Here is a 26,655-nt window from a genome sequence, read left to right as displayed (position 1 = left end):
ATGACGGCTTCTCGATCTACTTCAACGAGATCGGCTATGACGGCCGCTTCAACCAGATCCACATGATGGCTGCCTCGAACCTGATGGCCGAGGGCTATGGCTATGCGGCGGAAGGCGACACCAACTGTGCCTCGCTGATGGTAGCGGGCCGGGCGATCCAGGCCGATCCGCAGTTCACCGAAATGTACGCCATGGACTTCAAGCTCGATGCGGCGCTGCAGAGCCACATGGGCGAAGGCAACTGGAAGGTGGCCCGCAAGGACCGTCGCCCCAAGCTGATCGACCGTCCGCTCGGCATCGGTGGCCTCGACAACCCGCCGACCGTGCTGTTCCAGGGCGAACCCGGCCCGGCGACGCTGGTCAGCCTGGTCTCGATCGGCGCCGACAAGTACCGCCTCGTGGTCTCCCAGGGCACCATCCTCGACACCGAGGAACTGCCCGGCCTCGAGATGCCCTACTTCTTCTTCAAGCCCGACACCGGCGTCAAGGAATGCCTCAACGGCTGGCTGAAGAACGGCGGCACCCACCATCAGGTCCTCCACCTCGGCGACACACGCGCCAAGTGGAAGGCCTATTGCGAACTCGCTGACGTCGAATACGTCGAAGTGTGAGCCTATTCGTCGCCCGCGTCCGAGGAGGGGTGGGCGGCGTTTCCTTGGAGCTTCCGTCACACGGAGAGACGTGGCGGAGAGCTCTGACTTCACGATCGCCGGGGAAGGGCGGTCGCGACCCGATCGGCCGGCGCATGACGCGTCAGGTCGGTCAAACGCGGTAACAACGCCGGCGCCTGGCGCCTGGCCATATTTCCAAGTTGGAGGAGACCAATATGAAGAAGACCAATCTGCTCGGTGCCATTACGCTCGGCCTTGGCCTGATGATCGCCAGCTCCGCTTCGGCGCTCACCATCGGCTTCAGCCAGGTTGGCTCCGAGGGTGACTGGCGTCCGGCTTTCTCGGCCGACATGAAGGCCGAAGCCGAGAAGCGTGGCATTGACCTGAAGTTCTCCGACGCCCAGGGCAAGGAAGAGAACCAGCTCAAGGCCGTCCGCGGCTTCATCGCCCAGGGCGTCGATGCCATCATCATCGCCCCCGTCGTCGTGACCGGTTGGGACTCTGTCCTCAAGGAAGCCAAGGATGCCGGCATTCCGGTGTTCCTCGCCGACCGTGACGTCGAGGCCGACAAGGACCTCTACGTGACCCGCATCTCCGCCGACTTCAACCTGGAAGGCCGTCTGGCCGGTGCTTGGCTCGCCCAGGCTTCCAAGGGCAAGTGCGACATCGTCGAGCTGCAGGGCACCGTCGGCGCCGCTCCCGCCATCGAGCGCAAGAAGGGCTTCGAGGCCGTGATCTCCCTGTTCCCGAACATGAAGATCATCAAGTCGCAGTCTGGTGACTTCACCACCGCCGGCGGCAAGGAAGTGACCGAGAGCTTCATCAAGGCGACCGACGGCTTCAAGGGCGTCTGCGCCGTGTTCGGCCATAACGACAACATGGAACTGGGCGCGATCCAGGCCATGAAGGAAGCCGGTCTGAAGCCGGGCAAGGACGTGCTGATGGTCTCGGTTGACGGTGTCGCCGACGAATTCCGCGCGATCAAGGCCGGCGATGCCAACGCCTCCGTCGAACTGCGTTCGGACATCGGCAAGGACATCTATGACGTCGTCCAGGCTTACCTCGACGGCAAGAAGGATTGGCCGAAGTGGGTGGTGATCGCCTCCGACCTGCACACCAAGGATGACGTCGACGCCCTGATGGCGGCCCGCGGCATCAAGTAATCAGGTCCGCAGCTCTCTGCCGGATTGCCATGGTGGCGGTCCGGCAAGGACTGAATTCCGGCGAGGGGAATGTCGCGGGCCAAAAGCCCGATGACATTCCCCTCATCCCTGAACGGGCATCAACAAGGCGGAACGGATGACACAAGAGATCGAGCCGCGCGTGACCATGCGCGGAATCTGCAAGGCCTTCCCGGGCGTCAAGGCGCTCGAGGATGTAGAGTTCACCCTGCATCCGGGCGAAGTCCACGCCCTGCTCGGTGAAAACGGTGCCGGCAAGTCCACCCTCGTCAAGGTGATGACCGGCGTCTATCAATGTGACGCCGGCACGGTCACGCTGGACGGCAAGGAGGTGCACATCTCCTCTCCCGCCGCCGCACAGGACCTCGGCATCAACACCGTCTACCAGGAAGTCAATCTGGTCCCGACCCTGTCGGTGGCCGAGAACCTGATGATCGAGCGCCAGTCGTCGGTCTTCGGCTTCATTTCCTGGAAGAAGACCCGCGAACGCGCCCGCGCTTCGCTCGCCCGCCTCGGCCTCGACATCGACGTCGGCCGGTCGCTCGGCAGCTATTCTCTCGCCGTCCAGCAGCTCGTGGCCATCGCCCGCGCGCTTGATCGCGAGACCAAGGTGCTGGTCCTCGACGAGCCCACCGCCAGTCTCGACGCCCATGAGGTGGAGACCCTGTTCGGCGTGCTGCGCGACATCAAGGCCCGCGGCATCTCCATCGTCTTCATCACCCATTTCATCGACCAGGTCTACGCCATCTCCGACCGCATCACCGTGCTGCGCAACGGCCGCTTTGTCGGCACCGGCCCGGTGGCCGAAGTGCCGCGCATGCGCCTCGTCACCATGATGCTCGGCCGTCAGGTCGAAGGCCACACCGGCGATCGTCCGTCGCCCGACACCATCAAGATGGAAGGCGAGGCGCTGGTCTCCGCCAAGGCGCTCGGCAAGAGCCGCTATCTGAAGTCGGTCGATTTCGACCTGCGTGCCGGCGAAGTGGTCGGCCTCGCCGGCCTGCTCGGCTCGGGTCGCACCGAGACCGCCAAGCTGATCTTCGGCGCCGAGCGTGCCGATCTCGGTGAGATCCGCATCGACGGGCAGCCGGTCTCGCTGCGCACACCCAAGCAGGCGATCAATCTCGGTTTCGGCTTCTGCCCCGAAGACCGCAAGCACGACGGCCTGATCCTCGATCTGACCGTGCGCGAGAACATCGTGCTGGCGCTGCAGAGCAAGCAGGGCATCTTCCGCCGTGTCGGCGAGGCCGAGCAGAACCGCTTGGCCGACGAGATGATCAAGGCGCTCGGCATCGCCACGCCGGATGCCGAGAAGCGCGTCGGCCAGCTGTCGGGCGGCAATCAGCAGAAGGTCATTCTGGCCCGCTGGCTGGTGGCCAAGCCGCGCCTGCTCATTCTCGACGAGCCCACCCGCGGCATCGACATCGGTGCCCACGCGGAAATCGTGGCGCTCATCCGCAAGCTCTGCGCCGAGGGCCTCGCGCTCCTGGTTGCATCCTCCGAACTCGAGGAGATCGTTGCCTTCAGCCATCGCGTGCTGGTCATGCGTGACCGTGAAAAGGTCAAGGAAATCGTGGGCCAGGACATCACGCAGGCCGCCATTGTGGAGGCGATCGCAAACTCATGACCGAATTGAAAGCAAAACCTGAAGCCAAGCGCAGCCTGCCTACGATCGTCTGGCCGCTGCTCGCGCTTGCCGTGATGCTGGTGATCGACGGCATCATCAATCCCAGCTTCTTCTCCATCCGCCTGGTCGAGGGGCGTCTCTACGGCAGCCTGATCGACATTCTCTACCGCGGCACGCCGATCGCCCTGATCGCCATGGGCATGGCCATTGTCATTGGCTCGCGCGGCATCGACCTGTCGGTCGGCTCCGTCGTCGCCATCTCTGGCGCGGTCATGGCCCACTATATCCACGCCGACTGGAATCCCTGGCTGATCGTGCTGGTCACCCTCGGCATGGGTGCCTTCTGCGGCCTGTGGAATGGCGCCCTGGTGTCGCTGCTCGGCATCCAGCCGATCATCGCCACGCTGATCCTGATGGTCGCCGGTCGCGGCTTCGCGCTGATGATCAACGGCCCGGGCATTCCCACCTTCCGCTCTGAATTCTTCGAGAGCCTGTCCACCGGCCAGTTCCTGACCATTCCCACCCGCTTGTATCTGGTGGTTCTGGTCTTCGTGATCCTGTGGGCGCTGCTGCGCAAGACCGCCTTCGGCCTCTTCGTCGAAGCCGTCGGCAGCAACGCGTCGGCCTCCCGTCTCGCCGGCGTCGGCACCCGCGTCATCACCATCGCCGCCTATGCCATCATCGGCGTCTGCTCGGCCACGGCCGGCATCATCATCACCGGCGACGTGCGCGCCTCCGATGCGGTGACCTCGGGCCTCTATACCGAACTCGACGCCATCCTCGCGGTCGTGCTCGGTGGCGCGTCGCTCAACGGTGGCCGCATCTACCTCGCCAATACCCTGGTCGGCGTGCTGATCATCCAGTCGCTCACCACTTCCATCCTGATGAGCGGGCTGCCGCCGGAATATAACCTGGTCGTCAAGGCCATCGTCATTCTGGTCGTGCTGCTGGTGCAGGCGCCGAAGCTTCGCTCAAGCATCGCAGTGCTGTTCGGCTCGCGCGGCGGAAAGGTCAAGTCATGAGAGAGCGCCGGCTTCCCATCCTGGCGACCATTGTCGTCTTCCTGCTGCTCTATGCAATCGGCGGCTTCTACTTCAACAACTTCCTGACGACCCGCGTCTTCGGCAACCTGCTGACTGACAACGCCTTCGTCATCATCGCCGCCATAGGCATGACCTTCGTCATCCTCTCCGGCGGCATCGACCTCAGCGTCGGTTCCATGATCGCCTTCGTCGGCATCGTCATGGCCGTGCTGGTGCGCGACGGCTGGCATCCGCTGACCGCCGCTCTGGTCCTCATCGTCTTCGGCTTCCTGCTGGGCGCGCTCATGGGCTACATCATCGATGCCTTCGAGATTCAGCCCTTCATCGTCACGCTCACGTCCATGTTCATGCTGCGTGGCTTGAGCGCGGTGATCTCGCAGGACTCCGTGCCCATCAACCATCCCTTCGCCGAGGCCTTCGGTTCCTTCCGCATCCCGTTCCCGATCGGCAAGGGCTGGCTGTCAGCCGAGGCTCTGGTGATGATCGCCTGCCTGATCGTTGCGCTGATCATTGCCCACCGCACCCGCTTCGGCGCCAACGTCTACGCCATCGGCGGCGACGCCCAGTCGGCGCTGTTGCTTGGCGTGCCGGTTCGCAAGACCGTGGTCGGCGTCTATGCCCTCAACGGCGTCTTCGCTGTCGTCGCCGGCATCGTCTACGCCCTCTACACCTCGTCCGGCTATCCGCTGGCGGCTGTGGGTGTCGAACTCGACGCCATCGCCGCGGTGGTCATCGGCGGCACGCTGCTCACCGGTGGCGTCGGTCTGGTCATCGGCACGGTGTTCGGCGGCCTGATCCAGGGCCTGATCCAGACCCTGATCATCTTCGACGGCACTTTGGACAGCTGGTGGATCCGCATCGTCATCGGCGGTCTGCTGTTCGTCTTCATCGTGCTGCAGAAGGGCATCATGCGCTCGGTCACCGCGCTGGGCTCGCAAGGAGCGGCCTGACGGCGGCGCGCCAGGGCGCGCCCGCTGGTCCCCCTTCCGGTTCTCCTCGCCCGTGTCGGCGCAAGGATGGGAAGGGGCAGGCCCGTGCCTGCGGTTGCCGCGGTGGGGCATCCCGGCCTCCAGCCGCTGTTACAGGCAACCGCTGACTTCCGCCTGCACGGCTGCCCTTGTGACAGCCTGCAGGCGGCCTTTTTGTGAAGCGGCCCCGGATGGCCGCAACACACCAGAGCAAAGCCCGCGGTCTCCCCAGGAGATCGCGGGCTTCGTTCATTCATCGGCAGGGGCAGGGCAGCCTACATGCAAGAGGGGTTGACCGGCTTGACGGTCACCGTTGCCCCGAACACCTCCTCGAAGGCCGCCCTCAACGCCACATCCGCATCCTCCATCGTCACCGGCAGACCGAGATCGACGAGGCTGGTCACGCCATGCTGGCGGATGCCGCAGGGCACAATGCCGCTGAAATGCTCGAGGTTGGGCTCCACGTTGAGGCTGATGCCGTGGAAGGTCACCCATTTGCGCAGGCGGATGCCGATGGCGGCAATCTTGTCCTCGGCGCCATCACCCCTGTCGGGCCGGCGCACCCAGACGCCAACCCGATCCTCGCGCCGCTCGCCGCGCACGTTGAAACGGTCGAGCGTGCCGATGATCCACGATTCGAGTGCCGCCACGAAGGCGCGCACATCCTTGGCCCGCCGTTCGAGGTTCAGCATCACATAGGCGACCCGCTGGCCGGGACCGTGATAGGTATATTGTCCGCCGCGCCCCGTCGCGTAGACGGGGAATCGGTCCGGCGCCACCAGATCGACCGGATTGGCACTGGTGCCCGCCGTATAGAGGGCAGGGTGCTCCACCAGCCATACGAGCTCCGAGGCTGTTCCGGCCGCAATGGCCGCCACGCGCGCCTCCATGAAGGCGACGGCGGCCGGATAATCGACCGGATCCGCCTCGATCCGCCACTCCACCGGTGGAGAACCGGCCAGAGGCATCAGCTCCACCCTGATTTCGTCACGCGCGTTAACCATTCGGTAACCTAATCCCGTCGAAACTGCATTTTGCCGAAGGGTAGGGCAAATTTTGCCTGCGGCCCTTGGCTGTTTCCGGTCTCGCCGCGCGGTGGCCGGAAAGCCTTGAAGGACTACATAGAGCCTATGACCACCTTCGAAAAGATCAACGTCGACATCTCCGTCGTGCTCGGCGGGCAGACCATGCCGATCCACCAGTTGCTTCGCATGGGCCGTGGCGCCGTGATCGAGCTCGACAAGTCCGTGGACGACGACGTGGAGATTCTCGCCAACGAACATCCCGTGGCGCGCGGTCAGGTGGTCCTGCACGGTGACCGAGTCACCGTATCCATCACCGAGGTGCTTTTCCGGGCGCCGACTTACCGCCGCGTCGACGACGTCAAAAAAATATGACGCGGATTTTCCTCGGTTTTTCGGCCTTTTGCCGACTTATCCCAAACTTCTCCAAATCCCCCCTTGTGCGCTTCGGAATCGTTTGCTAGAGAACCCCCCGCCGGCGCAAATCACCGGCAACTACCAAGATGCGGTCGTGGCGGAATTGGTAGACGCGCAGCGTTGAGGTCGCTGTGTCGCAAGACGTGGAAGTTCGAGTCTTCTCGACCGCACCAAACCCCTTGAAAGTCCTGAGCAGTCAGGGTTTTCAAGGGGTTTTTGCTTTCTGGCGACAGCGGTGTCTGGTCCGCCCGGAAAGCGGCGTCCACGCGCATCCTCGGCAATGATTGGACGCTTGCCGCTTGCGCGACATTCAAACGAAAGAAGGGCGCGACATGGCCGCGCCCGCAAGGTCTCGATCACTCCAGTCGGCGCTTACTGGACGCGGATCGGGATATAGGTCGCGTTGTTGGTCTCGACCTTCTCGGTGACGGCATTGTTGTCGTCGATGATGGCGCCGATCCAGTAGTTGGTGTTGAGCGACAGGTTCGAGGGAATCGTCAGCTGCGTGCGGGAGGTGTACACGTCGCCCCGCGAAAGCGTCATCGATACGCTGCCGATCTTGGTGTCACCGGTCGTGATGGTGTCGTTGGTGCTGACGTAGTACCCGATGTTGACGGTCTTGGTGCTCTTGCCGTTGTTCTCATAGGTGAACTCGGCTTTCACCGCCTGGCCCCGGTTCACGCGGTAGCCCGTTTCCCCCGCCACATTCACCGTCGCCAGGACCGCATTGCTCGAATTGAACATCTGCGTCTTGTCGTGGTCGGAATACTCGCCCGACGCGCCGGCGAACTTCCAGTGCACGACGCCCAGATCCTCCCAGGTTTCACTGCGCGTGCCATAGAGGAATACGGCGCCATCCGCGGCATCTTCGCCGAGATAGGCGGTCGCCGTGGAGCCGTTGACGTGGATGTGCTCGAAGTCCGCGCCCATCACGTTATACTCCGTGTTGACGTGCTTGAGCTTCAGTCCGTGCCCCAGTTCGTGAATGCCGGTGGTCTGGATTTCGCGGCCGGAGCCGAGATAGCGCGTCAGGTTGGCCTTGCTGGTGCTGGCGGTCCACTCGAAGGGATTGCTGGCCGTGTCGTGATAGTCGTAGATCACGTCCACTTCCGTCATGCCGACGTGATTGCCGAAGAACCAGTAGCAGTCGCGCCAGGTGTAGGCGATGGCCGGTGCGCCATCGAGCACGCCATTGTCGGTGGATCCCCAGACTTCGTTCTGCCCGTTGCCAAGGCCGACGCCACCGCTGTCGGTGGCAAGCGAGTAGCGGAAGTTGCTGGGATTGCGATTGAACTTGGTGATCGTGTCGTCCATCCCGTTGCGCCAATATCCCGACGGAAAGCTGGTGGGATCGGCGCGCAGCGTCACGCTGTTGCTCGACCACTTGATCTTTTCATCGAGGCACGAGGTGTAGACGAAGGCGAACGCATGCCCGGCCGTCGCGGCCAGGATTGCGGACGCAAGAAGTCCGGTGCGAATGGTCATGTCTGAAACTCCCTTTGGCATCGGCGCGCACCGATCCCGCACGCAGGCGGTCTCGTGGTCGCGCGACGCGAAAATCGATTAGCGCGGAAGAACGGGATTGCCGCCGTTGTCGGCGAGTGCCTTGAGTTCGGCCGCATCCTGGGCGGAAAGGCTCGACGCATTGGCGGTTGTCGTCGGCGTCTTCGGCGGTCTCAGACTGACCGTCGGGGCAAAGGTGATCTGTGCCTTCGGATCGACGCTGACCACCTTGCTGCGCGCCGGCTTGACGGAGCCATCCCCGGCCACGATCACCGCCGCAAAGGCGTCAAGGGCGATGGGCTTGCGGTTCTGGTCGCCCGTCGGGCTGGGACGGCTGATGCGGGAGCTGTCGCTCCCCTTGGGCGGCGTGTTCGTATCGGCAAAGGAGAAGCTCGTCGGTGCGAACTTCTCATAGTCCGCGCGCAGATCCTCGATCGGGCGCCCGAGCTTCTCGATCTGCACCTGAACGTCCGGGTTCTTGATCAGCTCGTCGAAGTCGGGCCGCGGAAAACTGAACTTCCGGAATGCATCAGGGATCTGGCCCGAAGCATTGATGCGGCGCTTGTCGGCCTGGAACACCGGCGTGCCGTTGTAGTCGTAGACGGCATTCTCGAAAATCCGGTAGCGTCCCGCTTCACAGAAGACCAGCGGGCAGCTGTTGTCGCCGCCATTGCCGGCAAGGAACATGATGTCCTTGTGGCCGGCCTCGAAGTTCGGCACGCCCTCGGCCTGCATGAAGCGGCCCTGTCCGTCGCTGCCGCCGATGAACCGCAGCGTGATGGTCTTGCCAGGGCTCTTGCCACGCAACACCTTGGAGATCTGGTAGGTCACCAGTGTGAAGGGCACCGCAACCGAGGTCTTGGATGCCACAGACTTCGTATACTGGACCGACAGCACCGTGCCGACGAAGATCAGGTTCGACTGTTCGATCAGGCTCAGTGTATTGCCGGAGTTCAGCTCTGGAATGGTAGTGTGTGCCGTGGCTGGTGCAAGCTGTGCAAGGCATGCCGCAGAAAAAAGAGCAGCAGAAAGCGCCATCGAAACGACCTTGGTCATATCGATCTCCCTTAAATGAAGATGTTATTGCTGGCGAACCGCAGGCGACACTGATGGGTGTCTGGAAACAGAATAGAAAATCAAAAGGACGAAAACTGGCTGCCAACACTCAAAAAATAACACATCGTGAATTCTTTACAATATGGCATTTGCTGCAGGCGCCAACGCCGGTTCCTGTCGTGGCGCAACGCGGTATCTCTTGAATTCTCTCATGAATTCAGTTCGTCGCCAGTCAAGGGACGGCTGCGCCGGTGCCTAGCTGGGGAGCGGCCTCGCGCCACCGCCTCATCCCCCCGTCAGGCCCAGCTTGCCCATCTTGTCGTGCAGCGTCGATTTCGGCACCTGCAGCGCCTGCGCCGCGCGGCCGATGTTGCCGTCGGCGCGGGCGAGGGCGTCGGAGATCATCGCCCGCTCGAAGGCCTCCACCGCCTGTGGCAGCGACAGTTGCGCCGATGCGGTCGGCGCCGCCTCGGCGAACGGCGGGAAGCCGCGCTCGATGCCGAGGACGCAGCGGTCGGCCACGTTCCTCAGTTCGCGCACGTTGCCCGGCCAGCGATAGGACATCAGCCGCCCCATGGCGGCCGCGTCGAGCTTGGGCACCGGTCGGCCGTGCACCGCAGCCTGCTCCTCGGCGAAATGGCCGAACAGCAGGGCAATGTCCTCCGGCCGCTCGCGCAGCGCCGGCAGGTTCAGCGACGCGACGTTGAGGCGATAATAGAGGTCGGCGCGGAAGGCCCCGCTCTCCGCCATCTTGCCGAGATCGCCCTTGGCCGCGGCGATGATGCGACAATCCACCGGGATCGGCGTGTTCGAGCCGAGCCGTTCCAGCGTTCGTTCCTGCAGCACGCGCAGCAGCTTGATCTGCACGCTGATCGGCATGGTCTCCACTTCGTCGAGGAACAGCGTGCCGCCGCTGGCATACTCGATCTTGCCGATCCGTCGCTTGGCCGCGCCGGTGAAGGCGCCGGCCTCATGGCCGAAGATCTCGCTCTCCACTAGATTTTCGGGCAGGCCGCCGCAGTTGATGGCCACGAAATGTCCGTTCTTGCGGGCGCTGAGGTCGTGCAGGCAGCGCGCCACCAGCTCCTTGCCGGCGCCGGTCTCGCCGTTGATCAGCACCGAGGCATTGGTGCCGGCGATGTCGCTGATGAGCTGGCGCAGCCGTTCGATGGCCGGGGACCGCCCGATGATCCGCTGGTCGAGCCGGGCCGTCTTGTCGAGCTTGCGGCGGAGATCCCGCACCTCCAGCGCCAGACTGCGCTTTTCGAAGGCGCGCCGCACCACGTCCACCAGATAGTCGGGCCGGAAGGGCTTCTCGATGAAGTCATAGGCGCCGGTGCGCATGGCCTGCACGGCGGTGGAGACGTCGCCATGCCCCGTGATCAGGATCACCGGCAGATCCGGGTCTATCCCCTGCATCTCCTTCTGCAGCGACAGCCCGTCGCGACCGGGCAGCCTGATGTCCGAGACGATCACCGCGGGCATTTGCGCCGATATCAGCCGGATCGCCTTTTCCACCGACTCTGCGCCAACCGTCGAAAAGCCTTCGAGCTGCAATGCCTGTTCGCAGCCAAGCCGCACATCGGGATCGTCCTCGACCACCAGGACATGGGAAGCACTCGACGGCATCAACTCTCTCCGTTCCAGATCGGCAGCACCATGGTGAACACCGCCCCGCCGCCCGCTGCGTTGCGGGCCGTAAGCTGTCCGCCGATATCGCGCAGAATACCGGCGGAGATGGCAAGCCCCAGCCCCAGGCCTACACCCGGCGCCTTGGTGGTATAGAACGGCTCGAAAATGGCGTCGATCTTGTCGTCGGCGATACCCGGGCCGCTGTCGGCCACTTCAAACAAGAGCCTGTCACCCTCGGCCCGGGCCGTGAGGCTCAGCACCTGCCGCGTCTGGCCCTCCATGGCATCGAGCGCGTTGCCGATCACGTTGAGCAGCACCTGTTCCATCCGGTTGGGATCGCAGCGCACCGCCGGCAGCCTGGCGGGTATGTCGCGCTCAACGCTGACAGGTCCGCGCGCGATGCGATGGCTGATCAGGAACAGCGCGTCATCAAGCATGCGCGGCAGCTCGGCCCGTTGCGGCTCGCCGGAGGACTTGCGGGCGAAGGTCTTGAGCTCCCCGGTCAGCCGCCCCATGCGATCCACCAGCGGCTGGATGCGTTGCAGGTTGGTCTGTACGGTCGCCGTGTCGCCGCGCTCCAGGAACTTCACCGCGTTGCCGGCCAGTGTTCCGAGCGCCGCCAGCGGCTGGTTGAGCTCGTGGGCAATGCCCGCCGAAAGCTGCCCGATCACCGCCAGCTTGCCGGCCTGCACCAGCCCCGTCTGTGCCTCGCGCAGGGTTGCTTCGGCCCGCAGGCGTTCGCCGACCTCAAGCTTCAGCCGCTCGTTGGACTGGCTGAGTTCGGACGTGCGCTCCGCCACCAGACCTTCGAGATTGTCATGAGCCTGCTGCAGGGCGATCTGCGCCGCGATCTGCTCGCGCCGGTGCCGCCGCTGTTGCCGCCAGGTCGCCCAAAGGCCGAACACGGCCAGCGTCGCCAGCCCGCCGAGCGCCGCCTGCAACCCCGCCATGTCGTTGGCTTCGCCGAGATTGGTATAGACCGTCAGCTGCCAGGGCGTCTCCGCCATGGCCCGGCTCTCGGCGAGATAGAGGCCGCCCGTGCTGAAGGCCGAGTCCGTTTGCCCCTCCGGCAGACGCACGATCTGCGTCTGTCCATCCAGCCGCTTCAGCACCGTGACACCGATCGGCGCGAGGTCGCGATCGTTGAACTGCTGTGCCGCCACGATCTGCCGTCGCGCTTCAGGGCTCAGCGGCGCCAGCGCGCCGAACTTCCATCCCGGCACCGACGACAGCATCACCACCCCGTGCTCGTCCGACAGGATGGCCGGCGATTCCACCGACGCCCAGGACTTTTCCAGCTGGTCGAGGCTCACCTTGACCACGCCCACGCCGAGAACATTCGCCCCCTCGTGCAGCGCTGTCGCCAGGAAATAGCCCGGCAACTTGTCCGTGGTGCCGATGCCGAAGAAGCGCTCCACCCGGTCGACGCGCGCGTTTCTGTAATAGGGGCGATAGGAGAGATCCCGGCCGACGAAAGAGGTTGGCTGGTCGAAATTGCTTGAAGCGATCACCCGCCCGTCGCGGTTCAGCAGATAGACGTCCAGCGTGCCGATGCGGCTGTTGAGCTTCTGGAAATAGGTGTTCACCAGATCCTTGAGATGGTCGTTCTCCGGATCGATCAGCAGGGCGCGCACGGTGGCGTCAAAGCCCATCACATAGGGGTAGTCGGCGAATTTGTTGATCTCGCGCTCGATGCTCGCCCCGTAGAGATCCAGCCGATGCACCGCATTGCCGCGGATGCCGTCAACGGCTGCGTTGAAGCCGACCGTATAGGTGACCCAGCCCACGCCTACCGCCGTCGCCATCGCCGCCAGTGCAAGGCAGGCGCCACGCCACCAGCGCCGCGGTGTCCGCGCTACGGTGAGAGGTTCAGACAGGGACGCTTCGCTCAACTTTGCCTCGGGTCTGGCAGCTTCTGAAGCGCACTATATCCATTTTGCGGGCCGACGTGCTGTGCGAAGTCAATCCGCCCGTCCGATAGGCGTCGAGCCGGGGCAGGGGGCTGCCTCGGCTCGTTGTCTCGCAGGATCAATGCTATCAGTGGAACATCTTCATCAGGAACACTGCCAGCACCACCATGGTCGCGCCGCCGATACGGGTCGAGATCTGCGCGAAGGGCATCAGGCCCATGCGGTTGCAGGCCGACAGGATGGCCACGTCGCCGGTGCCGCCAAGACCCGAGTGGCAGGCCGTCACGATGGCCGCTTCCACCTCGTACATCTTCAGAACCTTGCCGATGAACCAGCCCGAGGAGACCATCGCCAGCACGGTCACCGTGCAGATGACGAAGTAGGCCGGGGTGAAGGCGGCGATCAGGTCGTTCCAGGGAACATAGAGCACGCCCAGGCCAACCAGCAGCGGGAAGGTCATGTTGGTGGTCATGAACTTGTACATCTGGTGCGCACCGGTCTCCATGCGGGCCGGGATCAGCTTGGACACCTTCAGCAGCGCGGCGCCGAGGATCATGATGATCGGGCCGGGAATGCCGATGAAGGGCGACAGGAAGCTGCCCAGGATGAACATGGTGCAGGCCATCAGCAGGCCGGCGCCCATCAGCGACAGGTCGAGCGGCTTTTCGGCGGTCATTTCCTTGAGCAGTTCATTGTCGTCGCCCGAGCGGACCAGCAGGCCTTGACCCGAATACTGCGGGTGCTTTTCGCCATAGCGCTTGAGCACGCCGGCGGTGACGATGGCGACCACATTGCCGATCAGCGCGGCCGGGATCAGCTGGGCGATCATCGCAGCCTGTTCGGACGTCAGGATCTCGGCATAGGCGAGCGAGAGCGGCAGGATGCCTTCGCCGATGCCACCGGCAATGATCGGCATCACGATGTAGAAGAACGTGTGCTTCATATCATAGCCGAAGACGAGACCGGCGAGCGAGCCGGCAGCGACGGCGGCCAGCGTGCCGATGGCCAGCGGCACGAACATGCGCAGGAAGCCCTGGATCAGCACGCGCCGGTTCATGCCCAGCATCGAGCCGGTCACCAGACAGGCGATGTAGAGATAGAGGAAGTTCGACGTCTTCATCACCGCCTTGATGGCGTCCGTCGTCGGCTGGTTCATGATCTGGTAGCCCAGCATGGCCGAGGGGACGAACAGGCACAGAATGGCCGAGCCGCCGATATTCTTGAGCACCGGAACCCGCGCGCCGATTTCACCCAGCAGGAAGCCAAGCACCATGATGGCCGCAAAGCCGCCGATCATGTCGGCCGGCAGCTTGCCGACCACCGAGGCGCCGAACACCACGGCGGCGATGGCCGCGTAGATCGGCAGCGGCACCGGGCCGACCTTGTAGTTGAAGATGGACGACAGGAGGTTACCCCCGCCGAGTTGTACCTGGGTTGGCGACTGTGGAATGTCCGTCATGGTCTTTCCTCCGGGCGGCGCAACGGCCGTTTCAAACGTTTCGTCCCTTGCTGCTGCGCTTGCCGAGAACCGGGTCGGGCGACTTGAGTTCTTCTGTGCGCAACTGGCATCCTTTGCGACCGGGTCTCCGTCCGCCCCTCCCGTCAGAAAGGGCAGCCCGTTCGCTGCCATTTGCTTCCGCATGGATCGTGCCAGTTTTAATCTTTCGCTAACGCCTTGTTTTATCGTTTTAATTTTCCCCGGCTCGCATCTGGTCGTCCGGAAATCCGGACAAACGCCATCCTGCAGCGTCTGGAAGTCCGGACGAAATGCGCTGGCCCCGACTTTGGCGGTCAGGCGAAACGCTCGTGTAACGCCTTGTGAAATAAGGATTTTATCGCAAGCGTTTCCCCTTGCGACTTTAGTCGTAAAAGGGCGTCCACTGTCCCGGCGCCACACGGCAAGTTGCGGGCCAAGACGGATTGTCGCCCTCTGTGAGAAAACCGATATTCTCCCTTGCCTTGCCACAATTTGCCTATTTTACTCGCCCTGGAGATGTCGCTGCTTCGCACCGATTTCGCCTAGCATTTCATCCTGATCGCCGACACGAACCAGCGGGAGACGCGCCATGGCCCAAACCGAGCCCAACGCGCCGATGAACCTCGAATTGCCGCTTCCGGCACTCAGGGACGAGGAGGGCGATCTCAACAGCCTCTTCCTGGACGAGCTCACGCGTGCCATCGAGGCCGCCGACGCCCGCCGTACCTGCGAGCTGGCCGGCGATCTGCACGAGGCCGACGTCGGTGATCTCATCGAGGCGCTGGCGCCGGACGAGCGCGCCACCTTCATCCAGCTGCTCGGCAAGGAGTTCGACTTCACGGCCCTGACCGAGGTGGATGAAACCGTCCGCGTCCAGCTGCTCGAGGAACTGCCCGCCGACGCGGTCGCCGAAGGCGTCCGCGAGATGGACTCCGACGACGCCGTCTATCTTCTCGAAGACCTCGACGACGAGGATCAGGAGGAGATTCTCGCCAAGCTGCCCTTCATGGATCGCGTCGCGCTGCAGCGCAGCCTCGACTATCCCGAAGAAAGCGCCGGCCGGCGCATGCAGACCGATTTCATCGCCGTGCCGCCCTTCTGGACGGTGGGGCAGACCATCGACTATCTGCGCGACCAGTCCAATCTGCCCGAAGAGTTCTACGAGATCTTCGTCACCGATCCGGGCTTCCGCTTCCTCGGCGCCGTGGCGCTGAACCGGCTGTTGCGCGCGCCGCGTCACACCAAGATTTCCGAGGTCTTCAACGACGATCGCCAGCGCGTTCTCGTCACCGAGGACCAGGAGGAAGTCGCCCGCTTCTTCGAGCGCTACAATCTCGTTTCCGTCGCCGTCGTCGACGAGGCCGAGCGGCTGGTCGGCGTGCTCATGGTCGACGACATCGTCGACGTCATCCAGCAGGAAGTGGAAGAAGACATCCGCGCACTCGCCGGCGTCGGCGACGAAGAGATTTCGGACAGCGTCTTCTACACCCTGCGCACCCGCTGGGTCTGGCTGGTGATCAACCTCGCCACGGCCTTCCTCGCCTCCGCGGTCATCGGCGAATTCGACGGGTCCATCCAGAAGATGGTGGCACTGGCCGTTCTGATGCCCATCGTCGCCTCGCAGGGCGGTAACGCCGCCACGCAGACCATGACGGTGACCGTGCGCGCCATCGCCACGCGCGATCTGGACGCCAACAACGTCTGGCGCATTTTCGGCCGCGAATTAAGTGTTGGTTTACTAAATGGTATGACTTTCGCGCTTATGGTCGGAACGATCGCGGGCGTTTGGTTCCACGACGCCATGCTTGGTGTCGTCTTCGGTGCGGCAATGATCATCAACATGGTCGCCGCAGCTTTGGGCGGGATGCTCATCCCGCTTGGAATGGACCGCCTGAACATCGATCCGGCCGTGGCGTCGGGGGCCTTTGTGACCACCGTGACGGACGTCGTTGGGTATGCTTCGTTTCTCGGTCTCGCAACATGGATCTTGGTAAGCTGAAAAGTTTCGTGGCCGGCTGGCCGCTCGTCGGCAAGTTTGGTCGCAAGTCGCTTCGCAAGGGAAATGTCCGGCGCCGCAAGGTGCCCATCTCCAGGAAAATCGAAAGCGTCGGGCGTTTCGACCGCCTGCTGATGATCGCCGCGCGTCTGGTCAATCCCCTGGCTTTAGGCGGCGTGGCCATTGGCATGGCCTCCTGTGCCTTCTTCGACTATGAGCCGCCCGGACCCGAAGACTTCCCGGTCAAGGGCATCGACGTCTCCTATTTCCAGGAAGACATCAACTGGAATGCCGTGCGCGCTTCCAACACCGCCTTCGCCTGGATCAAGGCGACGGAAGGCGGCGACTGGAGCGACGAGAAATTCCCCGAGAACTGGTATGGCTCGGCCGCCGCCGGTGTCGCCCGCGGCGCCTATCACATGTGGTACTTCTGCCGCCCGGCCTCCGAACAGGTCGCCTGGTTCATCCAGCATGTGCCCTATGACGCGACGGCGCTGCCGCCGGTGCTCGACCTTGAGTGGACCGCCTCCAAGACCTGTCCCAAGCGCCCCTCGCGCGCCGAACTGCTGCCCGAGCTCAATCAGTGGCTCACCGACATCGAACGCTTCTACGGCAAGCGGCCGGTGATCTACACTTCGATCGCCTTCTACCGTGAGCGCCTGGCCGGGGCCTTCCCCAACCACCTGATCTGGATCGCCTCCTACAAGGGCCATCCCTATTACCGCGCGCCGAATCTCAAGTGGCAGTTCTGGCAGCACACCGAGAACGGCCGCGTTCCCGGCATCCGCGGTCGCGTCGACCGGAACGTCTTCTACGGCTCCGAGAGCGAGTGGGAACAGTTCCTCGCCGGTCAGCTGGCCATCAACGACGACTGACGGAACGACATCGTCCGGCACCGGGCTGCAGGCAAGCCGACGACAAAACTTGCCTGCATCGACCCACCGAGACCTCTTCCGGGCTAAGAGTGAGCCGTTGCCTCATTACGCCCGGAGATTTTCATGAAGACCATCATTTTCGCGTCGCTTCTCGCTGGCCTGCCGCTGGTCAGCTCGCAAGGTCACGCTCAGGACAATGGCGATCGCAAGCCGACCGATGCCGACCGCAAGGTCATCGCCGCCTGCCTCGACGAGAGCTGGAGCAACCACCGCGCCCCCACCGGCTGCATCGGCAAGATCTCCGACGCCTGCCTCGCCGCCAACACGGAGGATGGCGACGAACCGGTCTTCGAGTGCCTCGAGCGCGAACGCGTGGTCTGGGACGAGTTGCTCAACGCCAAATACAAGTCCGTGATGGAGGCCTCCCAGGGCGATCTCAAGAAGCAGCTCAAGGCCGTGCAGCAGTCCTGGATCAAGACGCGTGACATGACCTGCGATTGGGAACATGCCTCCTGGGAGGGGGCGCCCATGGGCAACACCGCCTATACCAGATGCACCCTGTACGAGACCGCCTATCGCGCCGTCACCCTTTGGGGATGGGCCGCTTTCGAGCGCCGCTGATCGCAACCGCTAGCTCCGGCTGACTTTCTTCGATAGGGTCGGCCACCGGTTCTGTTTGTTCCTGGGAGGAATTTCATGAAGTCGATGTTCGCTGCCGTTCTTTTCGGCGGTCTCCTCATTTCCTGCGCTCCGTCTTTTGCGCAGGAAGACAATCCGGCCACGCCCACCAAGGCTGACCGCCAGGCCATCGAGGATTGCATCCAGTCCTCGTCCGAAAGCGGCTACTCCCTTGATCGCTGCATCGGTACGGTCGCCGACCCCTGCCTGCAGGAAGACGGCAACGACAGCACGCCCATGATGGAAGCCTGCTCCGACAAGGAAGCCACCATCTGGGACGACCGCCTCAACGCCGCCTACAAGCAGCTGATGGGCAAGCTGGACGACGACCGCAAGGCGACGCTCAAGGCCCAGCAGAAGGCCTGGATCGCTCTGCGCGACCAGACCTGCGAGATGGAAGCCTCCTTCTGGGATGGCGGCACCGGTGCCGGCCCGGCCGCGACCGCCTGCTATCAGCGCGAAACCGGCCATCGCGCCCTTACACTCGAGGGATTCCTTTCCTATCTGCAGGAATGATCCGGGCCGCGCCGATCCTGCCCGCGACCGCCGCGCGCGCTCCCGCCGGAGTGCGCAGGCTTACGGTCGTTTCCCGTTCACCCTGTCGCACGGGGCGGGTTGCGGTCGGCGTCTCGGATGCGCTACCAATAGCGCCAGAGTGATTTGCATCCAACGGGTTCCCGGCGCCTTGCCGGGGGCCGAACGTCGAAGAAGGTCCCCATGATTTCCAAGGGTCAGGCATATGCTCGTCTCGACGACGAGGACGAGAAGGACGAAAAGGGCAAGGAAGCTGCCGGCGCGCCGCAGGTGGACAAGTATCTCTTCAAGTCCCGCACCGTTCTCATCACCGGTCAGGTCAGCCAGGAGATGGCCAAGGAGGTGACGTCGCGCCTTCTGGCCTTGGCCGAGGCCAGCAATGAGGAGCCGATCACCGTCATCGTCTCGTCCCCCGGCGGCCACGTCGAGTCGGGCGACATGATCCACGACATGATCCGCTTCGTCCCCGCTCCGGTGAACATCATCGGCACCGGCTGGGTGGCGAGCGCCGGCGCGCTGATCTACGTGTCCGTGCCCAAGGAGCGCCGCTTCTGCACGCCGAACACCCGCTTCCTGCTGCATCAACCGTCCGGTGGCGCCGGCGGCATGGCCACCGACATCGAGATCCAGGCCCGCGAGATCATCAAGATGCGCGACCGTCTCAACAAGATCTTCTCCGTGGCCACCGGCCAGAGCATCGAGAAGATCGAGAAGGACACCGATCGCGACTATTGGATGAGCGCCGAGGAAGGCATCGAATACGGCTTGGTCGGCAAGGTCATCCACAACGCGACCGACATCACCGGCTGATCCGGTTGATCACGAAGAGAGGGCCCGGTGCGTTTCAGCGTGCCGGGCTTCGTGTTATGGTTGACGAGGAACGTGACACGTCCGAAACCGTTTCGGGGGAGATTGGGATGCGGGGCTTGAAGATCGTTGCGGCTTGCCTGTGCTCCATGATGGTTTGCGGGAGCGCGCTGGCCCAATCCGCCAGTCCCTATGACATGACCTACAAGGTCCGCGCCGGCAAGGACACGCCGCTCTATGCCGACATGAGCGAGAAGGCGGCTCGCAAGGGCACGCTGCCCGGCGGCGCCACCGGCATCATCCTGCGCTGGTGCCGCGACGAGATTCCCTTCGGCTCCTGGCAGTTCGGCAGCAAGGCCAGCCAGTTGAAGCTGCTCGACCAGCGCTGGTGCGAGATTTCCTACAAGGGCGCCGTCGGCGACGTGCCCGGCTCGGTGCTGTCTCCCGAATGAGGGCGTGAGCCGGCCCGTTCGGCGCATCCGGCACATCATTCGCCTTGAGTGGCGGGGACAGCGACGAATTTCCGGGTGACTTCAACGCGCTGATGCGGCAGCATCTGCTGCGATTGGTTGATGGGATCAGCGGGGAAGGGGAGGCGAACCGGCATGTTCTACGCGCTCTCCAAGCTCGGCTTCATGCTGATCCGCCCGTCCAACGCCTTCATCCTGCTGATCTTCGCCGGTCTCCTGCTGCGCGGCCTCAATCACGTCCGCCGTGGCAACCAGTTCGTCGTCATTGCCTTGTTGTTGATGGCCGCCAGCGCCTGGAGCTGCCTGCCGTCCCTGCTGATGTATCCGCTGGAGCAGCGCTTCTCCGCGCCCGCCCATCCCGAGAGCCTCAACCCCACAGGCATCATCGTCCTCGGCGGCATCATCGACACGCACCTCTCAACCGAGCGGGGCGCGCCTGAGTTCGTCGACGGTGCCGAGCGCCTGATCGAGGCCGCCGCGCTGGCGCGCCGCTACCCCGCCGCCCGCGTCATCTTCACCGGCGGCTCCGCCACCTTCGTCGACAGCACCGACACGCCCGAGGCCGAGTTCGCCCGCCAGGTCTTGATCGATTTCGGCATCGCCCCCGAGCGGATCACCCTCGAGAAGCGCTCGCGCAACACCCGCGAGAACGCCGCCTTCACGCTCGACGTGGTCCAGCCGCAGGCCACCGACAGCTGGATCCTCGTAACCTCCGCCTTCCACATGCCGCGCGCCATGGGCACCTTCCGCGCCGCCGGCTGGAACGGCCTCACCGCCTGGCCGGTCGACTACCGCGTCGAACCCCACCCCCGCCTCCTCGAAGCCCAGTTCGCCAGCGACGGCCTCTTCCTCACCGACCTCGCCATCAAGGAATGGATCGGCCTCACCGCCTACCGCTTCGCGGGATACACGGATGCGCTGTTCCCCGCGCCGGGGTGAGGGGGACTCCACAAGAGACGCAGTATGTTGGTTGGTGCGCGCATAGGAAGCACGTGTTGTGAGTTGTTCGATGGCTCTTGCACCCAGGACAAAATCGGGGGGGCGGAAAAATGCATTGTGAAATTAGAACAATAGTTTCACATAGTCAGCTTGCAATATTTGCGAAAAATATCGAAAATCCTTTCAATGACTGGACAGAGCGGCATGCTTTACAGGGATTTTCGTGGCGTCCCGGGAGTGTTTCATTTCGCACAATCGCGGAGTCTGGCGAACATATCATTGATGTCCTTGTTTGCGATCAACTTCCGCACCCAATGCCGGAAGCGGTACATGCAATAGAGGTGCCATTTGATGTCCCTCCAAATGGAGGCGTTGAAGTTGGAAGTATAATAGAGACGACGCCCGTGCCTTTGAAGGGTGGTGCCTATCTATTGAGATGTGAATTCCTGCAGCCGAGGGGTGAGATAGGTACTCGCGGGCGCTTAACCTTTGCTCGCGCTGAAAGCCCGCGCTTTTTTGTAGTCAGGGCTGATTCAGAATTATCAGTTGGGCACGAACTTCTCAAAACAGCCAAGCCAGCGGTCAGCTAGATAGCAAGCATGCAGGATGGCCTGGCAGTTGAATTGAGTTGAGCCTGCTGCCTACTTCCTTCGACAGCATGGAGACTGTCCCCCCTCACTCATAAGGTATCCGCACCGCTGGGTCCGCGTCCGTGAACACCGCCTTGTTGCGGGTCACCAGCACGCCGCCGATGGCGCGGGCGCAGGCCATGGTCAGGGCGTCGCCGAGGCCGATGTCGCTGTTGCGGCGGATGGAGGCGGCGATTTCGGCGACGCTTTCGCCGATCTCCACCACCTCATAGCCGTCGAGATAGCGGCGTGTCGCCGCGATGGCGTGGTCGGGCGCGCCGGCGAGCACTTCCATCCAGGTGAGCCGGCTGATGGCCGGGTGCACGTGGCTGGCGATTTCCGCATGCGCCTCGGGCCGGCCGTTGAGATGGTCCACCAGCACGCAGGTGTCGATCAGTACCTTCACCATGACCGCCGCATCCTGTTGCGATAGGCCACGCCGTCCTCGCCGCTCTTCCACAGGCCGAAGCCGTCGATCGGCCCCGGGTGCGGCTGCTGGGCCAGATAGAGGTCCACCGCGTCGCGGATGATCGACGCGCGCGACACCTGCCGCTCGGCCGAGAGCTGGTTCAGCGTGTCGATGGTTTCGTCGGTGAAGTCGACCAGAAAACGCATGGCCACGGTCCCACGTGAATATCTTCGAAAGATATCACGCCGGCCATGCTTCACAATTGGCCGAAATGACGAAATAAATCAGATACATGAAACTACTTAGGCCGAAGGCGATCGCCGCCCGTTCAGGCGAGCCGCAGCACCGCATCCTTGAGCCGCACATGCAGCTCGTGCGCGCCGTCCTGCCCATCGCTCCGGTAGCCGAAGTCGAGCTTCAGCGGCTCCACCGCCAGCCCGTGCGCCCTGGCGTGTTCCAGCAGGCGGCCGAAGCCGAGATGAATGTCCGTCACCGGTCCCTCGTGCCGAAGGCGCAGATAGCGCCCGGCCGGGAACACCACCCGCTCCATGCCCTCCGGCAGGTCGCTCGCCGCTGCCGCGAGATAGCCGACAAGTTCGCGATAGACGCCGCCCGTCTCCGATAGCGAGGCTTCAAGGAAGTTGCTGGCGCCGGTCGGTGCGGCGAACAGGCGGCGCCAGGCCGCCGGCACCGCTTGCGGCAACTCCGTCCAGGGGGCTTCAACGACGAAGCCGATCACCATCAATTCCGGCAGGGCGACGGTCTCGATCATGATGCGTCCCGCCTCAATCCTCGTCATCGTCGAGGAAGTCGAGATCGTCGTCGTCGAGATCCTCGGCCTCGAACACCGGCATCGCCTCGCCGTCCTTCAGGAGACGGATCGAGTAGAGCCCCTTGATGCGATCGGGATCGATCGGCTTGCCCTTGCGCAGCAGAACCACCTTGCCGTCCTTGGCCAGACGCACGGCCTCGTCTTTCACCGGCTTCATCAGCCGGCGCCAGACCTTCTCGTCCTTGCCGCCGATGGCGCGCGCCACCGCGTCGGGCTTCAGGCCGCGCGCCGGAAGGTCGGCGTCTGCCGCCATGCCCATCAGCTTTTCACGGATCTGGCCCGCCTTCACGCGGCGGGGATCGAAATCATCTGTCATGCGAACTCTTTCAGGGCTTTGACGGAATCGGAAAAGAACTGTCGGCGCACCAGCACCGCCAGCAGGAAGCTTGCACTCAGGAACAGGGCGGCCGGGCCGATGAACCAGCCGAGAAAGCCGATCGACATGAAGAAGGCGCGCAGGCCGCGGTTGAAGTTCTTGCCGGCGATCACCGTGATGGCGGCGCAGCGGTTCACCGCCCGCTCCATCTCCGGCGTGCCCAGCTGGTCCTTGTAGGGCAGGGCGCCCAGCAGGATCGAGGCATAGTTGAACATGCGATAGGCCCAGCCGAACTTGAAGAAGGCATAGGCGTAGATGGCGATCAGCCCGATCACCTTCACCTCGAAGGCCGCCCGGTTGGCGGGGCTGAGCGTCACCGGCAGGTTGGCGACCACACCCACGGCAAGATCGATTGAATGCAGCAGCGTGAAGCCGCCGCCGATGGCCAGCAGCGATGTCGAGGCGAAGAAGGCCGTGCCATTCTGCAGGCCTGCCATGATCGCGGTGTCGATCATCCGGAGGTCGCGCCCCGAGCAGCGGGCGATCCACTGATGCCGTGCCGAGTTGATCGCGTTGCTCAGCGCCTTGTCTTTCCAGGGGCTCTGCTCCGTCAGCCAGGATTGGCCCAGCCATGTGGCCAGGAACCAAAGCACGGCGGCAATGTCCCAGGAGGTGAAGGCGTCCATGTCGGATGTGTCTCTCTTTGCGTGAAAGGGCGGGCCGTTCAGCCCGCCTCGGCTTCCGCCGCTTCATATTCCGACGATAGCTCAAGCCACTCCTCTTCGGAATGGTCCAGTGCGCGCACGTGGTCTGCGCGATCCTTGGAGAGCTTGCTGCCCTTGGCGGGATCCTTGGTGAAAAGGTCGGGAGCCGCCAGCGCCGCATCGATCTTGGCGATGTCGCGCCTGAGCTGTTCCATCTTGGTTTCCAGCGTCTGGATCTTCTTGCGCAAGGGGGCCAGCTGTGCCCGCTTCTCGGCCGCCAGACGTCGACGGTCGGCATTGGTCAGCTTGCCGTCGTCCCCCTTGTTGCCGCCCTTGTCGCCGTTGGACGGCCCGGAGATGACATAGCGCTTGTAGTCGTCCATGTCGCCGTCGAACGGCGCCACGCGCCCGTCCGCCACCAGCCACAGCCGGTCCATGGTGGCTTCCACCAGATGCCGGTCATGGCTGATCAGGATCACGGCGCCCTCGAAGTCGTTGAGCGCCGCGATCAGGCTCTCGCGGCTGTCGATGTCGAGATGGTTGGTCGGCTCGTCGAGGATCAGCAGGTTCGGCCCGTGGAAGGTGGCAAGGCCCAGCAGCAGCCGCGCCTTCTCGCCGCCCGACAGCTCGCGCGCCGGTGTATCCATCTTCGAGGTTTCCAGACCCATCTGCGCCACGCGGGCGCGCACGCGGGCTTCCGGCTGGTCGGCCATCAGGCGTCGCACATGCTCGACGGCGCTTTCATTCGGCCTGAGTTCGTCCAGCTGATGCTGGGCGAAGAAGGCGATCTCCAGCTTGCTCGCCTTGGTGATGTTGCCCGAGAAGGGCTGCAGCCGGTCGGCAATCGCTTTGGCCAGCGTCGACTTGCCGTTGCCGTTCTTGCCGAGCAGCGCGATGCGGTCATCGTCATCGATGCGCAGGCTGAGGTTTCTGAGCACCGGCTTGCCGGGCTCGTAGCCCAGCTCCACCTTGTCGTAGACCACGATCGGCGGCGCCAGCTTGGCCTTGGGGTTGGGGAAGCTGATCGCCTGCACGTGGTCTTCGACCACCGCGCCGATCACCTCCAGCTTTTCCAGCATCTTGATGCGCGATTGCGCCTGCGTCGCCTTGCTGGCCTTGTAGCGGAAGCGGTCGACGAAGGCCTGCAGGTGCTTGCGCTGCGCCTCCACCTTCTCGCGCGCCTTTTCCTGCAGCAGCATCTTCTCCTGCCGCTGGCGGGCAAACGAGGTGTAACCGCCCTTCCACAGCGTCAGCCGCCCCTGGTCCAGATGGCAGATGTGATCCACCGCCGTATCAAGCAGGTCGCGGTCGTGGCTGATCAGCACCACGGTATAGGCATAGCGCTGCACGTAGTTGGTCAGCCACAGTGTGCCCTCAAGGTCGAGATAGTTGGTCGGCTCGTCGAGCAGCAGCAGGTCGGGCTGCATGAACAGCACGGCGGCCAGCGCCACGCGCATGCGCCAGCCACCCGAGAAGTCGGCGCAGGGCCGCTTCTGGTCGTCGGCATCAAAGCCGAGACCCGACAGGATGGTCGCCGCCCGCGCTTCCGCCGAATGCGCCTCGATATCCGCCAGTCGCACCTGGATCTCGGCAATGCGATGCGGATCGTGCGCCGTCTCCGCCTCGGCCAGCAGCGCCGTCCGCTCCACGTCCGCGGCCAGCACGAAGTCGATGAGCGATATGTCCGACCCCGGCGCCTCCTGCGCCACCCGCCCGATCCGCGCCCCGCGCGCCAGATCGATCGACCCGCTCTCGGCCGAAAGCTCGCCGGCGATGATGTTGAACAGTGTCGTCTTGCCGGTGCCGTTGCGCCCCACAAGGCCCACCTTCGCGCCATCATGGATGGTCACGGAGGCTTTCTCGATCAGGGTGCGTCCGCCAATGCGGTAGGTGAGGTCGTTGATGATCAGCATGGCCGCGGATTTGGCCTGAAAGCGACCGAAAGGCAAGAAGGGAAATGAAGTGTTTCAAACCAAAGGCATCGGATTGTGGGCTTGGTTGCTCCGGTGCGGGGTTACCCTGTTGCCGAAAGGGGCGCATGGCCTCCTTTTGCAGTCACGGGTGGATCTCCTTAGCTATACGCCTGGTCCACAAACGCGCACCGTTTTCATTGAGGTGGGCAAAATCGGCAAACAGCTCATCGCCGAACTCGCCAGGCTCGGGCATGTCTACGATCGTTCCGCCGTGTTGGGTACAGATCTGGCGCACCGAGTTCTGCCACTGCGCCAAGTTGTCCGGGCCAAGCACTGGGATGGACTGTGCCCTCAGGGGCGGCTCGGCGACGACGAGGCGAATGTTTTGACCGCGCGCGAGGTCCGCCAACTCAGCGAAGGCTCGATACGACCCTTCCTTGGTCCGAATCGGGCTGTAGCGATATCCGTCCCATCGCGTTTCCTGGGTCTCGAAGTTGGTGGCCGAAAACAGGGCAGCCCCTGACGCGTCAAACCTCAGCGTCTCGTAGATGGTGTTGCCTTTGGCTTCGCGTTTGCGTGCCTCTTTCATGTCGTGAATGAGGTCGTATGGGTTGAACTCGGCAATGTAATTGATCAGCGCGTCCCCTTGGCTCGCACGCGCCATGTAAGCTGCAATACGATCGAAGTCTATGTCCGTACCGGCATCGGCGAAGTCAAAATCGCCGTAGTATACTGGGTAGATGATGATCGTAGGTTTGCATTTTGTCAGAATGATCTTGAGCAAACTGAGCGTCTGTGGCACGCCCAGAGACCACGCCCCAGCATTTGTAACCTGCTTGAAACCAGTAGCTTCCAGTTCCCTATAATCAATGCCGTTTAAGGCCATGGACGAGCCGATCACAAGCGTGTCGCAGCTCGGGTTTGCCAGTCGGGTTTGAAGCCAGCGCACCTTTTCGTTCAGAGATTTATTGCTGGAATAGTGCAAAGCCGGCAGGTGCTGGCGGTTCACGACCATGTAGCCGAAGAACAAGCCCGTCAGCACTCCAAATGCCAGGACAAAGCCGCCAAGAAATATGGCCCAAGGGTGTTTCATAGGTGTCCGCGCC

General features: G+C 63.5%; 27 protein-coding genes and 1 tRNA gene. 15 read left to right on the top strand and 13 right to left on the bottom strand.

The window, feature by feature from the left end:
- The 5 genes from L2I41_RS14315 to yjfF form a co-directional block, all read left to right on the top strand.
- The coding region (locus L2I41_RS14315; protein WP_237154252.1) for an L-arabinose isomerase family protein at window positions 1-611 on the top strand (611 nt) is incomplete at its 5' end.
- Between the two features lie 215 nt (window positions 612-826).
- A complete protein-coding gene (locus tag L2I41_RS14310; RefSeq protein WP_237154251.1) occupies window positions 827-1,774 on the top strand; it encodes an ABC transporter substrate-binding protein in 948 nt (315 codons plus the stop codon).
- Between the two features lie 136 nt (window positions 1,775-1,910).
- A complete protein-coding gene (locus L2I41_RS14305) occupies window positions 1,911-3,419 on the top strand; it encodes a sugar ABC transporter ATP-binding protein (RefSeq protein WP_237154250.1) in 1,509 nt (502 codons plus the stop codon).
- Window positions 3,416-4,441, top strand: a complete 1,026-nt coding sequence (locus L2I41_RS14300) for an ABC transporter permease (RefSeq protein WP_237154249.1) — start codon at window positions 3,416-3,418, stop codon at window positions 4,439-4,441. Before L2I41_RS14305 ends, L2I41_RS14300 begins: the two co-directional genes overlap by 4 nt.
- Window positions 4,438-5,412 (top strand): galactofuranose ABC transporter, permease protein YjfF, encoded by a 975-nt coding sequence (gene yjfF / locus L2I41_RS14295; RefSeq protein WP_237154248.1) that lies wholly within the window; start codon window positions 4,438-4,440, stop codon window positions 5,410-5,412. Before L2I41_RS14300 ends, yjfF begins: the two co-directional genes overlap by 4 nt.
- 293 nt (window positions 5,413-5,705) lie before the next feature.
- Here yjfF and lipB read toward each other — a convergent pair whose 3' ends face one another.
- On the bottom strand, window positions 5,706-6,434 hold the full coding sequence (lipB, locus tag L2I41_RS14290) for a lipoyl(octanoyl) transferase LipB (protein ID WP_237154247.1): 729 nt from the start codon (window positions 6,432-6,434) through the stop codon (window positions 5,706-5,708).
- 126 nt (window positions 6,435-6,560) lie between these two features.
- Here lipB and L2I41_RS14285 point away from each other — a divergent pair, with 126 nt between their 5' ends.
- On the top strand, window positions 6,561-6,827 hold the full coding sequence (locus L2I41_RS14285; protein WP_237154246.1) for a FliM/FliN family flagellar motor switch protein: 267 nt from the start codon (window positions 6,561-6,563) through the stop codon (window positions 6,825-6,827).
- Between the two features lie 130 nt (window positions 6,828-6,957).
- A tRNA-Leu gene (locus L2I41_RS14280) sits at window positions 6,958-7,042 on the top strand.
- A gap of 199 nt (window positions 7,043-7,241) precedes the next feature.
- On the opposite strand, the gene L2I41_RS14275 is transcribed toward L2I41_RS14280, so the two are convergent.
- The 5 genes from L2I41_RS14275 to L2I41_RS14255 all read right to left on the bottom strand — a co-directional run bounded on the left by L2I41_RS14275 (window position 7,242) and on the right by L2I41_RS14255 (window position 14,429).
- Window positions 7,242-8,354, bottom strand: coding sequence for a hypothetical protein (locus tag L2I41_RS14275; RefSeq protein WP_237154245.1), 1,113 nt, complete (start codon window positions 8,352-8,354; stop codon window positions 7,242-7,244).
- 78 nt (window positions 8,355-8,432) lie between these two features.
- Window positions 8,433-9,428 (bottom strand): hypothetical protein, encoded by a 996-nt coding sequence (locus tag L2I41_RS14270; RefSeq protein ID WP_237154244.1) that lies wholly within the window; start codon window positions 9,426-9,428, stop codon window positions 8,433-8,435.
- A 285-nt stretch (window positions 9,429-9,713) separates the two neighbouring features.
- Window positions 9,714-11,057, bottom strand: a complete 1,344-nt coding sequence (locus tag L2I41_RS14265) for a sigma-54-dependent transcriptional regulator (protein ID WP_237154243.1) — start codon at window positions 11,055-11,057, stop codon at window positions 9,714-9,716.
- Window positions 11,057-12,952, bottom strand: coding sequence for a sensor histidine kinase (locus tag L2I41_RS14260; protein ID WP_237154242.1), 1,896 nt, complete (start codon window positions 12,950-12,952; stop codon window positions 11,057-11,059). Before L2I41_RS14260 ends, L2I41_RS14265 begins: the two co-directional genes overlap by 1 nt.
- A gap of 145 nt (window positions 12,953-13,097) precedes the next feature.
- Window positions 13,098-14,429 (bottom strand): 2-hydroxycarboxylate transporter family protein, encoded by a 1,332-nt coding sequence (locus L2I41_RS14255; protein ID WP_237154241.1) that lies wholly within the window; start codon window positions 14,427-14,429, stop codon window positions 13,098-13,100.
- Between the two features lie 607 nt (window positions 14,430-15,036).
- Between L2I41_RS14255 and mgtE the strand changes: the two genes are divergently transcribed.
- The 8 genes from mgtE (at window position 15,037) to comJ (ending at window position 21,336) form a co-directional block, all read left to right on the top strand.
- The gene (gene mgtE / locus L2I41_RS14250) at window positions 15,037-16,446 is read left to right on the top strand and encodes a magnesium transporter (protein ID WP_237154240.1); all 1,410 of its coding nucleotides are present in this window, start codon (window positions 15,037-15,039) and stop codon (window positions 16,444-16,446) included.
- Entirely contained in the window at window positions 16,428-17,318 is an 891-nt protein-coding gene (locus L2I41_RS14245) for a glycoside hydrolase family 25 protein (protein ID WP_237154239.1), read from the top strand. The genes mgtE and L2I41_RS14245 overlap by 19 nt, the downstream gene beginning before the upstream one ends.
- A 123-nt stretch (window positions 17,319-17,441) precedes the next feature.
- On the top strand, window positions 17,442-17,939 hold the full coding sequence (locus L2I41_RS14240) for a lysozyme inhibitor LprI family protein (RefSeq protein ID WP_237154238.1): 498 nt from the start codon (window positions 17,442-17,444) through the stop codon (window positions 17,937-17,939).
- A 75-nt stretch (window positions 17,940-18,014) separates the two neighbouring features.
- Window positions 18,015-18,512 carry a lysozyme inhibitor LprI family protein gene (locus L2I41_RS14235; RefSeq protein ID WP_237154237.1) on the top strand — a complete coding sequence of 166 codons (498 nt, stop codon included), beginning with the start codon at window positions 18,015-18,017 and terminating at the stop codon, window positions 18,510-18,512.
- A 201-nt stretch (window positions 18,513-18,713) separates the two neighbouring features.
- Window positions 18,714-19,340, top strand: coding sequence for an ATP-dependent Clp protease proteolytic subunit (locus L2I41_RS14230; RefSeq protein WP_237154236.1), 627 nt, complete (start codon window positions 18,714-18,716; stop codon window positions 19,338-19,340).
- 107 nt (window positions 19,341-19,447) lie between these two features.
- On the top strand, window positions 19,448-19,789 hold the full coding sequence (locus L2I41_RS14225; protein WP_237154235.1) for a hypothetical protein: 342 nt from the start codon (window positions 19,448-19,450) through the stop codon (window positions 19,787-19,789).
- Between the two features lie 153 nt (window positions 19,790-19,942).
- Window positions 19,943-20,746, top strand: a complete 804-nt coding sequence (locus tag L2I41_RS14220) for a YdcF family protein (protein WP_237154234.1) — start codon at window positions 19,943-19,945, stop codon at window positions 20,744-20,746.
- A 110-nt stretch (window positions 20,747-20,856) separates the two neighbouring features.
- Window positions 20,857-21,336: a competence protein ComJ gene (gene comJ, locus L2I41_RS21640; protein WP_390634247.1), complete on the top strand. Its 480-nt coding sequence runs from the start codon at window positions 20,857-20,859 to the stop codon at window positions 21,334-21,336.
- Between the two features lie 85 nt (window positions 21,337-21,421).
- Here the strand turns inward: comJ and L2I41_RS14215 are convergent, their stop codons facing one another.
- The 7 genes from L2I41_RS14215 to L2I41_RS14185 all read right to left on the bottom strand — a co-directional run bounded on the left by L2I41_RS14215 (window position 21,422) and on the right by L2I41_RS14185 (window position 26,642).
- Entirely contained in the window at window positions 21,422-21,784 is a 363-nt protein-coding gene (locus L2I41_RS14215; RefSeq protein WP_237154233.1) for a PIN domain-containing protein, read from the bottom strand.
- Window positions 21,778-21,990: a ribbon-helix-helix domain-containing protein gene (locus L2I41_RS14210; RefSeq protein WP_237154232.1), complete on the bottom strand. Its 213-nt coding sequence runs from the start codon at window positions 21,988-21,990 to the stop codon at window positions 21,778-21,780. Before L2I41_RS14210 ends, L2I41_RS14215 begins: the two co-directional genes overlap by 7 nt.
- 122 nt (window positions 21,991-22,112) lie before the next feature.
- Window positions 22,113-22,556 (bottom strand): GyrI-like domain-containing protein, encoded by a 444-nt coding sequence (locus tag L2I41_RS14205; RefSeq protein ID WP_237154231.1) that lies wholly within the window; start codon window positions 22,554-22,556, stop codon window positions 22,113-22,115.
- Window positions 22,557-22,569: 13 nt separating this feature from the next.
- Window positions 22,570-22,932: a DUF3253 domain-containing protein gene (locus L2I41_RS14200; protein ID WP_237154230.1), complete on the bottom strand. Its 363-nt coding sequence runs from the start codon at window positions 22,930-22,932 to the stop codon at window positions 22,570-22,572.
- Window positions 22,929-23,618, bottom strand: a complete 690-nt coding sequence (locus L2I41_RS14195) for a DUF599 domain-containing protein (RefSeq protein ID WP_237154229.1) — start codon at window positions 23,616-23,618, stop codon at window positions 22,929-22,931. Before L2I41_RS14195 ends, L2I41_RS14200 begins: the two co-directional genes overlap by 4 nt.
- A 38-nt stretch (window positions 23,619-23,656) precedes the next feature.
- Entirely contained in the window at window positions 23,657-25,549 is a 1,893-nt protein-coding gene (locus tag L2I41_RS14190) for an ABC-F family ATP-binding cassette domain-containing protein (RefSeq protein WP_237154228.1), read from the bottom strand.
- Between the two features lie 142 nt (window positions 25,550-25,691).
- Complete coding sequence (locus L2I41_RS14185) at window positions 25,692-26,642, bottom strand: SGNH/GDSL hydrolase family protein (RefSeq protein WP_237154227.1); 951 nt, start codon at window positions 26,640-26,642, stop codon at window positions 25,692-25,694.
- Window positions 26,643-26,655 lie beyond the last annotated feature (13 nt).

The sequence above is a fragment of the Oryzibacter oryziterrae genome, from assembly GCF_021864535.1.
Lineage (GTDB): Bacteria > Pseudomonadota > Alphaproteobacteria > Rhizobiales > Pleomorphomonadaceae > Pleomorphomonas > Pleomorphomonas oryziterrae.
Note: the sequence above shows the minus strand (reverse complement) of the source record. Positions and strands in the feature narration are given on the sequence as shown.

Bases quoted from the DNA above. Each gene is read 5' to 3' on its own strand.
- L2I41_RS14235 (WP_237154237.1), top strand. From the start codon at position 18,015: ATGAAGTCGATGTTCGCTGCCGTTCTTTTCGGCGGTCTCCTCATTTCC.
- L2I41_RS14230 (WP_237154236.1), top strand. From the start codon at position 18,714: ATGATTTCCAAGGGTCAGGCATATGCTCGTCTCGACGACGAGGACGAG.
- L2I41_RS14190 (WP_237154228.1), bottom strand. From the start codon at position 25,549: ATGCTGATCATCAACGACCTCACCTACCGCATTGGCGGACGCACCCTG.
- L2I41_RS14210 (WP_237154232.1), bottom strand. From the start codon at position 21,990: ATGCGTTTTCTGGTCGACTTCACCGACGAAACCATCGACACGCTGAAC.
- L2I41_RS14285 (WP_237154246.1), top strand. From the start codon at position 6,561: ATGACCACCTTCGAAAAGATCAACGTCGACATCTCCGTCGTGCTCGGC.
- L2I41_RS14220 (WP_237154234.1), top strand. From the start codon at position 19,943: ATGTTCTACGCGCTCTCCAAGCTCGGCTTCATGCTGATCCGCCCGTCC.
- lipB (WP_237154247.1), bottom strand. From the start codon at position 6,434: ATGGTTAACGCGCGTGACGAAATCAGGGTGGAGCTGATGCCTCTGGCC.
- L2I41_RS14225 (WP_237154235.1), top strand. From the start codon at position 19,448: ATGCGGGGCTTGAAGATCGTTGCGGCTTGCCTGTGCTCCATGATGGTT.
- L2I41_RS14200 (WP_237154230.1), bottom strand. From the start codon at position 22,932: ATGACAGATGATTTCGATCCCCGCCGCGTGAAGGCGGGCCAGATCCGT.
- L2I41_RS14195 (WP_237154229.1), bottom strand. From the start codon at position 23,618: ATGGACGCCTTCACCTCCTGGGACATTGCCGCCGTGCTTTGGTTCCTG.
- L2I41_RS14300 (WP_237154249.1), top strand. From the start codon at position 3,416: ATGACCGAATTGAAAGCAAAACCTGAAGCCAAGCGCAGCCTGCCTACG.
- L2I41_RS14305 (WP_237154250.1), top strand. From the start codon at position 1,911: ATGACACAAGAGATCGAGCCGCGCGTGACCATGCGCGGAATCTGCAAG.
- mgtE (WP_237154240.1), top strand. From the start codon at position 15,037: ATGGCCCAAACCGAGCCCAACGCGCCGATGAACCTCGAATTGCCGCTT.
- L2I41_RS14275 (WP_237154245.1), bottom strand. From the start codon at position 8,354: ATGACCATTCGCACCGGACTTCTTGCGTCCGCAATCCTGGCCGCGACG.
- L2I41_RS14310 (WP_237154251.1), top strand. From the start codon at position 827: ATGAAGAAGACCAATCTGCTCGGTGCCATTACGCTCGGCCTTGGCCTG.
- comJ (WP_390634247.1), top strand. From the start codon at position 20,857: ATGCATTGTGAAATTAGAACAATAGTTTCACATAGTCAGCTTGCAATA.
- L2I41_RS14185 (WP_237154227.1), bottom strand. From the start codon at position 26,642: ATGAAACACCCTTGGGCCATATTTCTTGGCGGCTTTGTCCTGGCATTT.
- L2I41_RS14270 (WP_237154244.1), bottom strand. From the start codon at position 9,428: ATGACCAAGGTCGTTTCGATGGCGCTTTCTGCTGCTCTTTTTTCTGCG.
- L2I41_RS14265 (WP_237154243.1), bottom strand. From the start codon at position 11,057: ATGCCGTCGAGTGCTTCCCATGTCCTGGTGGTCGAGGACGATCCCGAT.
- L2I41_RS14245 (WP_237154239.1), top strand. From the start codon at position 16,428: ATGGATCTTGGTAAGCTGAAAAGTTTCGTGGCCGGCTGGCCGCTCGTC.
- L2I41_RS14255 (WP_237154241.1), bottom strand. From the start codon at position 14,429: ATGACGGACATTCCACAGTCGCCAACCCAGGTACAACTCGGCGGGGGT.
- L2I41_RS14205 (WP_237154231.1), bottom strand. From the start codon at position 22,556: ATGATCGAGACCGTCGCCCTGCCGGAATTGATGGTGATCGGCTTCGTC.
- L2I41_RS14240 (WP_237154238.1), top strand. From the start codon at position 17,442: ATGAAGACCATCATTTTCGCGTCGCTTCTCGCTGGCCTGCCGCTGGTC.
- yjfF (WP_237154248.1), top strand. From the start codon at position 4,438: ATGAGAGAGCGCCGGCTTCCCATCCTGGCGACCATTGTCGTCTTCCTG.
- L2I41_RS14215 (WP_237154233.1), bottom strand. From the start codon at position 21,784: ATGGTGAAGGTACTGATCGACACCTGCGTGCTGGTGGACCATCTCAAC.